General features: G+C 65.8%; 13 protein-coding genes. 6 read left to right on the top strand and 7 right to left on the bottom strand.

Annotated elements, in window-relative coordinates; translation table 11 throughout:
- Positions 1-393 (top strand): DUF2147 domain-containing protein (locus tag XI04_RS14510; protein ID WP_271623716.1); only part of this gene is annotated, 393 nt, incomplete at its 5' end.
- A gap of 269 nt (positions 394-662) precedes the next feature.
- A complete protein-coding gene (locus tag XI04_RS14505) occupies positions 663-2,117 on the top strand; it encodes a FecR family protein (protein ID WP_271610695.1) in 1,455 nt (484 codons plus the stop codon).
- Between the two features lie 170 nt (positions 2,118-2,287).
- Here the strand turns inward: XI04_RS14505 and XI04_RS14500 are convergent, their stop codons facing one another.
- Both XI04_RS14500 and asd read right to left on the bottom strand, forming a co-directional pair.
- Positions 2,288-2,857, bottom strand: coding sequence for an NUDIX hydrolase (locus XI04_RS14500; RefSeq protein WP_038947705.1), 570 nt, complete (start codon positions 2,855-2,857; stop codon positions 2,288-2,290).
- A gap of 69 nt (positions 2,858-2,926) precedes the next feature.
- Complete coding sequence (gene asd / locus XI04_RS14495; RefSeq protein WP_038971270.1) at positions 2,927-3,790, bottom strand: archaetidylserine decarboxylase; 864 nt, start codon at positions 3,788-3,790, stop codon at positions 2,927-2,929.
- A 35-nt stretch (positions 3,791-3,825) separates the two neighbouring features.
- Here asd and XI04_RS14490 point away from each other — a divergent pair, with 35 nt between their 5' ends.
- Positions 3,826-5,490, top strand: coding sequence for an aminotransferase class III-fold pyridoxal phosphate-dependent enzyme (locus tag XI04_RS14490; RefSeq protein ID WP_271623715.1), 1,665 nt, complete (start codon positions 3,826-3,828; stop codon positions 5,488-5,490).
- Positions 5,491-5,669: 179 nt separating this feature from the next.
- Here the strand turns inward: XI04_RS14490 and XI04_RS14485 are convergent, their stop codons facing one another.
- The 3 genes from XI04_RS14485 to XI04_RS14475 form a co-directional block, all read right to left on the bottom strand.
- The gene (locus XI04_RS14485; protein ID WP_271623714.1) at positions 5,670-6,329 is read right to left on the bottom strand and encodes a hypothetical protein; all 660 of its coding nucleotides are present in this window, start codon (positions 6,327-6,329) and stop codon (positions 5,670-5,672) included.
- Between the two features lie 125 nt (positions 6,330-6,454).
- Positions 6,455-7,144: a class I SAM-dependent methyltransferase gene (locus XI04_RS14480; RefSeq protein WP_038947708.1), complete on the bottom strand. Its 690-nt coding sequence runs from the start codon at positions 7,142-7,144 to the stop codon at positions 6,455-6,457.
- A gap of 35 nt (positions 7,145-7,179) precedes the next feature.
- Positions 7,180-8,232 carry a glycosyltransferase family 4 protein gene (locus tag XI04_RS14475; RefSeq protein ID WP_028145560.1) on the bottom strand — a complete coding sequence of 351 codons (1,053 nt, stop codon included), beginning with the start codon at positions 8,230-8,232 and terminating at the stop codon, positions 7,180-7,182.
- 274 nt (positions 8,233-8,506) lie between these two features.
- Here XI04_RS14475 and XI04_RS14470 point away from each other — a divergent pair, with 274 nt between their 5' ends.
- Entirely contained in the window at positions 8,507-9,223 is a 717-nt protein-coding gene (locus tag XI04_RS14470) for a L,D-transpeptidase (RefSeq protein WP_028145561.1), read from the top strand.
- Between the two features lie 102 nt (positions 9,224-9,325).
- Positions 9,326-9,745: a c-type cytochrome gene (locus tag XI04_RS14465; protein WP_028145562.1), complete on the top strand. Its 420-nt coding sequence runs from the start codon at positions 9,326-9,328 to the stop codon at positions 9,743-9,745.
- A gap of 217 nt (positions 9,746-9,962) precedes the next feature.
- Here the strand turns inward: XI04_RS14465 and XI04_RS14460 are convergent, their stop codons facing one another.
- Together XI04_RS14460 and XI04_RS14455 are read right to left on the bottom strand one after the other, a co-directional pair.
- Positions 9,963-10,187 carry a hypothetical protein gene (locus XI04_RS14460; protein WP_271623713.1) on the bottom strand — a complete coding sequence of 75 codons (225 nt, stop codon included), beginning with the start codon at positions 10,185-10,187 and terminating at the stop codon, positions 9,963-9,965.
- The gene (locus XI04_RS14455) at positions 10,180-10,971 is read right to left on the bottom strand and encodes a DUF899 domain-containing protein (RefSeq protein WP_370125096.1); all 792 of its coding nucleotides are present in this window, start codon (positions 10,969-10,971) and stop codon (positions 10,180-10,182) included. The genes XI04_RS14460 and XI04_RS14455 overlap by 8 nt, the downstream gene beginning before the upstream one ends.
- A gap of 153 nt (positions 10,972-11,124) precedes the next feature.
- On the opposite strand from XI04_RS14455, the gene XI04_RS14450 reads away from it, so the two are divergent.
- Positions 11,125-12,345, top strand: coding sequence for a helix-turn-helix domain-containing protein (locus tag XI04_RS14450; RefSeq protein WP_212475182.1), 1,221 nt, complete (start codon positions 11,125-11,127; stop codon positions 12,343-12,345).
- The last annotated feature ends 9 nt before the right edge of the window (positions 12,346-12,354 follow it).

Raw genomic sequence — 12,354 nt, 5'->3', positions numbered from 1 at the left:
GCTGCCGCGCCGTCGGTCGGCTTTGACGCCAATACGCAGCCGGCTCCCGTCGCGGCTCCTGCTCCTGCACCCGCGCCGGTCGCGGTTGCTCCGGCGCCTGTGGTGGTTGCCAACACGCCGATCGGCGTCTGGGCCACCGAAGAGAACAAGGGCAATGTCCGCGTCGAGCAGTGCGGCGCCAATCTCTGCGGCTATGCCGAAAAGACCAATGCGCGCATCCTGATCAACATGAAGCCAGAGGGCTCGAAGTGGAGCGGCCGCATCCACGATCCCGACTCCGGCCGCAATTACGACTCGACCATCGCGATGAAGGGTCCGAATGCGATGCGCGTGCAGGGTTGCGCCTTCGGCGGCATGTTCTGCGGCGGCCAGACCTGGAAGCGCGTGAGCTGACACCGCAGGTGTCATCCCGGGGCGATGCGAAGCATCGAACCCGGGATCTCGCGCGGCGAACTCGCACCACAACTTCGAGATTCCGGGTTCGCGACTTCGTCGCGCCCCGGAATGACGAGTAAGAAGGCGGCGCCAAATCCCTCACCGAACGTGACGTCTGAACGTTCGGCCCTCCTCCTACCACACACGTTCATCCGCCATTCAGGTCCCCCCGGCTGATATCAACCGATCTCGCCTCGCGTTCTCACCGGGACTTCCTCGTGACATCAATGCTGGCCTGGCGCCGCTTCGTGTTCGCGCTCGTGCTGCCGGCATTGCCGCTGGCAGGCGCGAGCGTTGCGATCGCATCCGATGCGATCGAAGTCGCCCAGGCCCAGCCACAAGCGCAGCCGGCGCCAGCGCCCTCCCCGACGCCATCGGCTTCACCGACACCGGCCGCGGACGCACAACCCGCCGCCGTCGAGCCGATCGGCAACGTTGCGACCGTCACGGGCATCGCGACCGTGATCCGTGACAAGAATTCCTATCCGCTGCGCGTGCGCGACGACATCTATCTCAACGACGTGGTGCAGACCTCGTCGAACTCCACGGTCGGCATCACTTTCGACGACGCCACCACGTTCAATCTTTCAGCCAGCTCGAAGATCACCATCGACAATTACGTCTATGAGGACGGCGGCAAGCAGAACTCAGGGATATTCGACGTCGGAAGGGGCACAGTGGCCTTCGTTGCAGCTGCGGTGGCGAAGACCGGTAACATGAAAATCACGACGCCGACCGCGACGCTCGGCATCCGCGGCACCACCGGCGTCGTCGAGGTGCCTGAAGGCGCGGCAGCGAGCAGCGCGCGCAACGTCAACATCAAGCTCTATCCCGACGCCGACGGCCGCGTCGGCCACATCGAGGTCGACGACCGCACCAGCGGCACGCGGCTCGGCGCGCTGACGCAAGGCGCGAGCGGCTTTGCGATCCGGCCCGGCGCGGCCACCGCCGGAATCATGCGCTTCGCCGCGGTACCGATCACGATTCCCGCGCAACAGATCGCACGCGACCGCGGTTTCGTCGGCCAGGTGCATCTGGCGCAAACCACGGGCCGCCAGATCGTCACCGAGCAGCGTGACTTCCGCCGCGCCAATCCGACCGCGCTCAGCCGCATTCCGCGGCCGGCCCAGGCGCCGCAGCAACAACAATTGCGGCCGACGACCGCACCTAGCCAACAGTTGCAGCGGCCGAACGGCCAGCCCGGTCAGAACAACCGTCCGGGTCAGCAGCAGCCGGGCACGCCGGGCCGGCAAGGAACGCAGCAGCCGCCGCGGCAAGGACAACAAGGACAAGGCGGCGCCGTGCAACCGGGCACGCCGCGTGCGGGCCAGGGGCAACTGCCGCGAGGACAACAGCAACAAGGCCAGCCGCAGCACGGCCAGCAGCAAGGTGCAGGGCGTCCAACGCGCCCTGGACAAGCCACCCCGCCGAACGCCACGCCGCAAACACAGCCGCAGCGTGGTGGGCAGATTCAGCCCGGAGGAGTCGTGCCGTCACAGCCGGGCGGGACTCATCCGCAGTCGCAACTGCCGCGCACCGGCATGCAGCCGGCCCATCCGCCCGCAGTCCAACCGCCGGGCATGCAGCGACCCGGCGGCTTCCAGCAGCGCCTCCCTGCCGCGCAACGCCCCGTAGCGCCGCGCAAACCGGCGCCGGCTCCGAAGGAGAAGGAGCGGCGGTAAAGTTCGGCGTGCATGAGCGCGCTCGGTGCGCTTCCTCGCCTAGTGTGAGGGGCTGCTTCCGCAAAAATAGTGGCAGTGAGACTCGCGGAGAGTGCCCTCACCCGGATTGCATCTACGATGCAATGATGCAATCCGACCTCTCCCCGCAAGCGGGGCGAGGTGAAGACAACTCACGCCTCGCCGCGCAGCCAGGCCTTCACCTTCTGCAGGAGACCATGCCGCAGCTCCTCGACGGATGCGGCTTCGGCCGGCGTCAGCGTCTGCAGCGTTGCATCGATATCGTCGGCCGCGAGCGGCGGCGTCGGCTGGGGCGCGGGCGGCGACGCCAGCCCCGCTGCCGCAAGCGCGATCGGGCCGATCTGGGTCAGAAAGGCGCGCTCATATTCGCGCGACAGGCGCGCAAGCGCGTCGTCCAGCGGCAGCCAGTCGACCGCCTTGATGTCGTTCATCAGCTTGCGGACCGGACCGCCCTCAGCTTCCATGCGCCAGAAATGCACGACCTTGGAACGCCCGCCGGACTGATAGACGAGCGTGCCGAGGAATTCGTGGATGGCGACGTCGTGTCCAGTTTCCTCGAGCACCTCGCGGTGCGCGGCCTGTTTCGGCGTTTCGCCGTCGTCGAGCTTTCCCTTGGGCAAAACCCATTCGTTGCGCTTGCGCTGGCGCACGACCGCGATCAGCGGCACAGCTCCACGCCGCAGCACAATACCTCCCGCCGCCATGACCGGCGCTCGCGCCATCACTCACATCCGTGTCGATCTATGCATCCCCGCAGGACGATATAGGCGTCGGACGCGGCGGATTGAAGGCTATCCTCTCCTCAACAGCGCCTGACCGGCGCGAATGCGCGTGCCCTCGGCGATGCCGTCGCAGAAGGTGAAATCGCCGGGCGCGAGGATGATGATGGTCGAGCCGTGCTCGAACCAGCCGAGCTCCTCGCCCTTGGCCACGTTGACGTCGCAGGGGAAATTGACCGGGCCGCGGGTCTGCGCGTTCAGCACCATGTCGAGGAAGTGCAGGCGGATGCTCGCGACCAGGATCGCGGCAACCGGCACCAGCGTCACGGCCTCGCCGGTCGCTAGACGCGTCCGGATCACGGCGCGCTCGTTCTTGCAGAACAGACGCTCGACCCGCTTCAAGGCGATCGGGTTGACGTTCCAGACATCGCCATGGATCAGCGTGACCCGCTCGATATGCGCATCATGGGGTGCATGGAAGCGGTGATACATGCTCGAGGTCAGCCGCAACGTGACGAAGCTTCCGTCGCGATGCTGATCAACCAGTGCGGAATCGCCGAGCAGGTCGAGCAGCGAATAGGGCGCGCCCTTGACCTGAAACAGCTCGGTGTCGGCGATCTTCCCGTGGGCACCGACGATGCCGTCGGAGGGGCTGGCGACAATGGAGGGGTCGGGATCAAAAGGCCGCAGGCCCGGCTTGAGCTCCCGGGTGAAGCAGTCGTGCAGGCTCTTGAAATGAGTCTTGCGCGCCTCCGACAGATCGAGGTCGGAGAACAGCTTCCACAGAGCGATCGAGAAGTCCCGCACAAGCGGATTCTCGATCTTGGAGAACCAGCCCATGAAGCGGGTTAGCGCGGCGCGGGGGATGCGGTTGGTCAACAGGAAGTTGAGGTCTTCCTGCTGGGTGAAAGAGGCGATGAGGGCTTTGACTGTCATGAATCTGTCAGCTCACAGTATTAGCGCTTGTTGTCATGGAAACGACACTCCCGATTCTCTCGATGTCCGTGGCCGCCGCAGCGTCTGCTGCCGCCGTCCTCCCGAAGATCAAGGCGCGGGTCGAACTGTCCCGCGCCAAGCACCGGTCGCTCGCCGGGCACTCCAAGATGTCGCGCCGGGTGGCAAAGCTGCTCCCGTTCTACGAATTCGAGGGCGACAAATATTTCGGCTGCGACGGCGCGCCTGATAACGTGGTGGCGCAGCGTAAGGACGCCTTCTTCCGCCTCGCCAAGCTTTACGCCGAGCGCTACCCCAGGGGTCGCGCGATGACGAAGGAAGCGGCGGAAACCATCTCCGACCTGAACTTCACCGAGAGCTACCGCGTGCCGTTCCAGTTCTCGCGTCTCGTCCGCGAGCATCTGGGCACCTCGACCTTCATGGAGTCCTCGCGCGGCGTCACCGTCACGGACGTCGACGGCAACACCTCCTACGACCTCACGGGCTCCTACGGCGTCAACATCTTCGGCAACGACTTCTACAAGGAGTGCATCGAGGGCGCCGAGAAGCGGGCGCATGCACTCGGCCCCGTGCTCGGCCCCTACCATCCCGTCATCCTCGAGAACGTGCAGCGGCTCCGCCAGATCTCCGGCCTCGACGAAGTCTCGTTCCACATGTCCGGCACCGAGGCCGTGATGCAGGCGGTGCGGCTGGCGCGCTACCACACCAAGCGCACGCATCTGGTTCGCTTCGCCGGCGCCTATCACGGCTGGTGGGGCGACGTGCAGCCCGGCGTCGGCAACCCGATTTCCGCGCACGAGACCTACACCCTCGCCGAGATGTCCGAGAAGACGCTGCACGTCCTGCGCACGCGCAAGGACATCGCCTGCGTGCTGGTCAATCCGCTGCAGGGCCTGCATCCGAACGCCAACGCGCCCGGCGATTCCTCGCTGGTGGATTCCTCTCGCGGCGGCAATTTCAATCGCGCGGCCTACACCGAATGGCTCACGAGGCTGCGTGAAGTCTGCACCGAGCGCGGCATCGTGCTGATCTTCGACGAGGTCTTCGTCGGCTTCCGTCTCGCCGCCGGCGGCGCCCAGGAATATTTCAGCGTCAAGGCCGACATGGTGACCTACGGCAAGAGCCTCGCCGGCGGCCTGCCGGTCGGCGTGGTCTGCGGCAAGAAGGAATTGATGCGCCGCTTCCGCGACGACCGCCCCGCCGACGTCTGCTTCGCCCGCGGCACCTTCAACTCGCATCCGTACGTCATGACGGCGATGGACGAGTTTTTGAGCCGCCTCGCCTCCCCGAATTTCCGCGCCATCTATGACAGGCTGGATGCGACCTGGAACGGTCGCGCGCAAAAACTCAACCAGATGATGACCGACGCCGGCCTGCCAGTACGGTTCGCCAACTTCTCGTCGATCTGGACGGTGAAATACACCACGCCGTCCCGCTACAACTGGATGCTGCAATATTATCTGCGCGCCGAGGGCTTGGCGCTGAGCTGGGTCGGCACCGGCCGGCTGATCTTCAGCCTCAACTACACCGACGCCGACTTCAGCGAAGTCGCCGAACGCTTCGTCCGCGCCGCCGGGAAGATGAAGGCCGACGGCTTCTGGTGGCACGATGGCGTGCTCACCAACAAGAACATCAAGCGGCAGATTTTGAAAGAGATGCTGGCCAAGCGCTTCGGGCGCTGAGGCTGCGTGCTCCGACGCCGTCATGGCCGGGCAAAGCCGTCCGGAGGACGGCGTCGCTTCCGCTCGCCTATGCCCGGCCATCCACGTGTCTCCACGCAACGGCCCCAAGACGTGGATGCCCGGGACAAGCCCGGGCATGACGTAGACCATGGACATTCGCGATCCGGGCAACGGCCGTGTCAGGCGTGCTGCTCTTCGAGCGTGGGCTCGCCGATGAGGCCCAGCGTGTGCTCGGGGTTGAGGTGCAGGCCGGGGTCCATCAGCTCGCCGCGCATCAGGGCGAGCGGCGCGCTGCGATAGAGCATCAGATCGTGGAAGGGATCGGTCAGGATCTTGGTCATCCAGACGAGGCCGGTCTCGACGTCGCGGATGAAGAACAGGTGCACGGTGCGGAACAACAGACCGCCGCCGCCGACCACGAGCCAGATCTTGGCAACCTGCCGCATGAAGTCGGTCGCGGACGCCCAGGGGATGAACAGGCCGAACAGCGAGGGATCAGCGAACAGCACCAGGGGCGAAGCCGCCCAGATCGCCATCAGCACCACCTTGCGCTGAAGGTTGTAGCCGACCTTGATCTCTTCCTTGTGCTCGTGGGTGGCCTGGTTGATGTGGTCGTAGCCGTGCGGCTCGAAGAAGAAGTGACCGGCCTGGCGCGAGGTCATCGAGACCAGCCAGCCGACCAGCGCGGAGATGACAGGGTCGATGAACAGCCAGACATAGGCGAAGAGAAAGCTCAGCGCGCTGATGAAGTGCAGGCTCTGATTGATGCGGCTGTGGTGATAGTAGCGATGGTCGTCCCAGCGCTGGATCCGCAGCTGCTCGAGATAATTCTTGATCATGCTCTCCCCCAAAATGCTTTCGGGTACGGGATTACAGGGATTCGATGTAGGCCGTGTGACATCATCATTTTGTCATGTGGCGATGTGCAGCGGCGCGATGACGCACGCGACGCGTGAGCTTCAGCTCACGCCGCTTTCGCGACGTCGACCTTGCGGAAGCGCACCAGCGAGAAATGGCCGAGCGGCGGAATCAGGCGGCGCTCGGCGAGCTCGATGCCGTGGGCGCCGGCCAGCCACTTAGCATAGCGCGACCAGGCGAACTCTGCGGTGCGGAAGCCGAGCGGACGCACCACCGGCTGCAGCTTCTGCTCGATGAAGCGGCGCATGCCGGCATCGGCGCTGACGCGGGTGAGGATGATCAGCTCGCCGCCGGGCCGCAGCACGCGGGCGAATTCGTCGAGCGCCTTCTCCGGGTTCGGCACCGCGGTGACGACATATTGCGCCATCACGACGTCGAAGGAATTGTCGGGGAATTCGAGCTTCTCGGCGTCCATCACCGCGAGGCCCTCGACGTTCTTCAGCTTGCCCTCGGCGACGCGCTGGCGCGCCTTGTCGAGCATCGCTTCCGAGATGTCGGTGCCGAAGATGCGCAGGTTCGGTGCATAGAGCGGCAGCGAGATGCCGGTGCCGACGCCGACCTCGAGCACGCGGCCGCCGATCTTGTTGGTGGCCGCGATCGCCGCCTGCCGGCCCTTGGCGAACACACCGCCGAACACGAGATCGTAGACGGGCGCCCAGCGGTCATAGGCCTGCTCGACCGTGCCACGGGTGAGATCGAGCTGCTCGGTGCCGTCAAGGTTCATGATCTTAGCCATCGATGAGGTTCTCGCTGTGGGTCAGACGTTTGGGATCAACCGCGCACCGGCCGCCGCGCCATCCGAGGCGAGGCGCGCAAGGCGCGGCTGGGCTGAAGTGAGGTGAGATTGCCGACGAACTGGCGCGCGCTGTTTTCCCAGGAACGCTCCAGCGCGAAGTTACGGCAGGTCTCGCGCGACATGGTGAGCGCGCGCAGGCACGCGGTACGCAAATCGTGGTCGATCGCGCCGATCGGATGATCGGCGATGACGTCTTTTGGACCCGTCACGGGAAACGCCGCAACCGGCGTGCCGCAGGCCAGCGCCTCCAGCTGCACCACGCCAAACGTATCGGTCAGGCTCGGAAACACGAACACGTCGGCGGCGGCGAGATGCGCGGTGAGATCCGCGCCCTTCTTCTCGCCGAGGAACACCACCTCCGGATATTTCTTCTGGAGCGCCGCCTTCTGCGGGCCGTCGCCGACGACGACCTTGGTGCCGGGCAGATCGAGCGAGAGAAACGCTTCGAGATTCTTCTCTACCGCGACCCGGCCCATGGTCATGAAGATCGGCCCCGGCAGATCGAGCCGTGCCGGCGAGTCGGGATGAAACAGCTCGGTGTTGACGCCGCGCGTCCAGAAGCCGAGCCGCTTGAAGCCGCGCTCGGAGAGCTCTTGCCGCAGCGAGGGCGTCGCCACCATCGTCATCGCGGCGGCATCATGGAAGTGGCGCAGCACGGCATAACCGACGGCGGCGGGGATGCCGGTCCGCACCGAGACATATTCGGGAAAGCGCGTCGTGTAGGACGTGGTGAAGGCAAGCCGGTTGCGACGGCAATAGGCTCGCGCGGCCCAGCCGATCGGACCTTCGGTCGCGATGTGGAGCGCGTCCGGCGCGGCCTTCTCGATCCGTCGCGCGATCTCCTTTCCGCTCGGCAGCGCGATGCGCAGGCCCGGATAGGTCGGCAGCGGCCAGGACGGAAAGCCGTCCGGCGTCAGGAAGTCGATCTCGACATCGAGGGCCTTGGCGGCATTCGCCAGCGAGGTCAGGGTGCGGACCACACCGTTAACTTGGGGATGCCAGGCGTCAGTCGCGATTAATACCCGCATGGGGAAATCCCGAGAGTTTGATGATTCTCGGTTTCCGACCATCAACGAAGGATATTTCAGGCGTGTGACGTCACAGAAGTGTCGGCCCACAGTTTTGTTCGTTAACGGGCACCTGCGGCCACGAAACTGTCATGAAACAATCCTTGCCGCCGTGAAACCGTTTTCGGTTTTCCGCGCAAATGTCCCGAAACGTTTTGCGGTTAGTGATCTCAGCAACAGAGCACCGCAACGGTGCCGCGGTGGCCGAAACCACCGAGCAAACAGGGGCGATCACATGTTCAATCTGGATACGTTCAAGACGTTTTCGCGCGCCGTTGCATTCGGCGCAGTCGCGGTCTCCGCGATCGCATTCGCGGGTAGCGCCAAGGCCGCGCCGGTGCAGCTCTTCCCCTTCTTCCAGCCGCTGCCGCCGTTCGCCGCGCCGCAGCCGATCCAGCCCTATCAGCCCTACCAGGCGCCGACCTATCAGACCGAGCCGTCCGAGGATCAGGACGCCGTGGAGATGCCGGCGCGCTTCCGCCGCCAGACCGTCTCCTACGCGACGCGTGAGGCGCCGGGCACCATCATCATCGATACGCCCAACACCTATCTCTATTATGTGCTCGGAGGCGGCCAGGCGCTGCGCTACGGCATCGGCGTCGGCCGCGACGGCTTCACCTGGTCGGGCACGCAGTCCGTCACCAGGAAGGCCGAGTGGCCGGCCTGGACCCCGCCGCCGGAAATGATCGCCCGCCAGCCCTATCTGCCGCGCCACATGGCCGGCGGCCCCGGCAACCCGCTTGGCGCCCGCGCCATGTATCTCGGCGGCACCATCTACCGCATCCACGGCACCAACGCCCCCGACACCATCGGCAAGCGCGTCTCCTCCGGCTGCATCCGCCTGACCAATGATGACGTTTCCGACCTCTACTCCCGCGTCAACGTCGGCACCAAGGTGATTGTGCTGCCGATGACGGAACGGAGAGCGGAGCTCGGAACCGCGACGCGCTGAACCGACAGGACATTGTGACGCAAACGGCCCCGGAACATCCCCGGGGCCGCCTTCGTTTGCCCTCGACATTCCGGCGCGCGCTTGCTGAGGCGCGGGTCCCCGATGGAGGCGCAAATGCAATTCTCGGCGAACTCATGGCTGCGCCCAGTCGCCGGTGCCGGAGCGTTAACGCTGCTCGTGTCCGTACCCTCCTCGCTCGCTCAGCAGCCGGCGAGCGAAGCGGCAGCTCAGCAGGCCTTCAACAATTCCTGCCGCACCTGCCATTCCGTGAAGGAAGGCGACAATCGCCTCGGTCCCAATCTCAACAAGATCGTGGGACGCAAGGCCGGCTCGCTGCCGGACTACAACTACTCGTCCTCGATGAAAGAGGCCGGCTTCGTCTGGGACCAGGACAAGCTCACGCGCTTCATGGTCAAGCCGGACGAGGTCGTATCCGGCAACAAGATGCAGCCCTATGGCGGCGTCTCGGCGGAGGACGCGGCGAAGGTGGTGGCGTATCTGCAGGCGGCGGGCGGGCAATAGTCGCGTGGGCGCCGCGTGTGAGGCTTGCATTCGAAATCTCAGCGCAATCCTTCGAGACGCCCGCCTGCGGCGGGCCCTCAGGATGAGGACGGAGTGTGCGGCAGCTCGTGCTCACGCAGCTATTGCACCAGGGCGCGAATGCCAGTTAGCCTCATCCTTGAGGAGACCGCGAAGCGGTCGCCTCGAAGGACGAGGCGTTCACACCGGCGGAAATCGCTCATCCGCCGGTCCTCTCTGAGATCAATCGCAGCCACGCCGCTGAATGAAACGCGCTCATCAGCAGATACATCGGCACCATCTCGCCGAGCGAAGACCCGCGCCCGGCGGCGCACAGCATGTCCGCCTGACCGCCGCCGATCATGGCCGTCAGCCCGGCCATGATCGCAAAGGTCGGCGTGGCCGCGAGGCCGAACCATCTGGCAAGGCTGGCGGCACTAGTCACGACCTTCCGCCGCCTCCTGACGAAACGCCTTCTCGCCGGCGTCCGAGATCTCGACCCATTTCTTGTCGGGCGCCCCGCCGTCCGTGTAGCTGTCGTGCCAATTCCACCATTTGTAGGTCGGCGTCTGCGGATAGCCTTTTGGCGAGTCTTCCCAGACCTCCTGGCGGCCGAGCGGCGTGATGTCGAGATAATTCCAGGTGCCGCCCATCTGCTCGTCGCCGCGGCTCTTGACGAAATAGGTGCGGAAGATGCGGTCGCCGTCGCGGTAGAACACGTTCGTCCCGTGCCACTCGTCGACGCCGAAATCGGCGTCAAAGCTGTCGGTGACGGTGACCCACGGCATGGTCCAGCCCATATGCTTCTTCAGCCTGATGATGGCGGCCTGCGGCGCCCGCGAGGCGAACACCAGCGTGGTGTCGCGAGCGTTGAGATGCGCGACGTGGGCGACTTGGTCGGCCACCATGGAGCAGCCGCGGCAGGCGTGATCGGGCCAGCCGAACACGCCGGGCTCGAAGAAGGCGCGGTAGACGATCAGCTGCCGTCGGCCCTGGAACAGGTCGAGCAGGCTGACCTTGCCGCCGGGCCCCTCGAACGAATAGGTTTTGCTCACTTCCATCCACGGCATGCGCCGGCGCTCGGCGGCCAGGGCGTCGCGGGCACGGGTATGCGCCTTTTCCTTCACGAGCAGTTGCTGACGGGCGGCCTCCCAGTCCTGCGGCGACACCACCGGCGGTGTTTGCATGTCGGCCTGTCCGTTGTTCCGTTCGTTTTGGGCTAATGTCATCATGACTCTCCGAATCTCTTGCCTGACGTCTTGCCTGGGCGATCACTCCGCGTCTCGTGGAACCGCTCGCCCTTCACCGCACCTTGTCGGCCGTCAACGAATTCTGGCACCTCGTGGTTGCGCGGTGGGAGTAACAAGTGTGGCGGGATTGACATGGAGTCGCTGATCACGGCCGCAGCGCGCGCGCTCGAGGCCGGCGATCCGCTCGGCGCGCTGAACCGCGTTGCGTTGCGCAACGATGCGCCGTCGCTGGCGCTGCGCGGCATCGCGATGGCGCAGCTCGGCGATCTCGCAAAGGCGAAGACGCTGCTGCGAAGCGCCGCGCGCGCCTTCGGTCCGCGCGAGGCGGTGGCTCGCGCGAGATGCGTGGTGGCCGAAGCCGAGATCGCGCTGGTTTCGCGCGATCTCGGCTGGCCGACGAAGACGCTCGCGGCGGCACGGACGACGCTCGAAAAGCACGGCGATGTCGCCAATGCCACGCATGCAGGCCACATCGAGGCACGCCGTCTTCTTCTCGTCGGGCGGCTCGACGAAGCCGAGCGTATCCTCGCCGAGCTCGGCACCTCTCGGCTCCCGCCTGCCCCGCAGGTCGTCCGCGAGCTCGTGGTCGCCGGCATCGCAATACGGCGGCTCAGAACCAAAGACGCGCGCGTGGCGCTTGGCCGGGCGGCTCACGCAGCGAGCCTGGCGGGCATCCCAGGGCTGACAGCCGAGGTCGAGAGCACGAACCGCGTGCTCGATACGCCCGCGGCACGCCTGATCACGCATGGCAACGAACGTCCGTTGCTGCTGGAACAGGTCGAGGAGCTCGCGGCTGCGGACGCGCTGGTCGTAGACACGTTCCATCATTCGGTGCGCAGGCAAGGCACCAGCGTATCGCTCGGAACCCGCCCGGTGCTGTTCGCACTCGCCCGCATTCTGGCGCAGGCGTGGCCTGCGGACGTCTCGCGCGAGGCGCTGATGGCTGGGGCGTTTCAGGCGAGGCACGTCGATGAATCGCACCGCGCGCGCTTGCGCGTGGAGATCGGCCGCCTCCGCGCCAAGCTCAGGCCTGTGGCCGATGTGACTGCGACGAAGCAGGGTTTTGCACTGACGCCGCGCAAGACGCGGCAGGTCATGGTACTGGCGCGGCCCGTCGAGGAGAAGCACGCCGCTGTCCTCGCCTTCCTCTCCGACGGCGAGCCGTGGTCGAGCTCGGCGCTCGCGCTGGCGCTGGGAACCAGTGCGCGCACGGTGCAACGCGCGCTCGACGAGCTGGCGCGATCGAACAAGGTGCAGTCGTTCGGACATGGGCGGGCGCGGCGCTGGATGACGCCGCCTGTCCCGGGTTTCCCGACAGGCTTGTTACTCCCGGGACCGCTCCTGAAGACGTAAGGTAGGAGC

The sequence above is a fragment of the Bradyrhizobium sp. CCBAU 11430 genome, assembly GCF_028128855.1.
In the GTDB taxonomy this organism is placed as follows: Bacteria; Pseudomonadota; Alphaproteobacteria; order Rhizobiales; family Xanthobacteraceae; genus Bradyrhizobium; species Bradyrhizobium ottawaense.
This window is presented reverse-complemented; position numbering and strand designations above follow the sequence as displayed.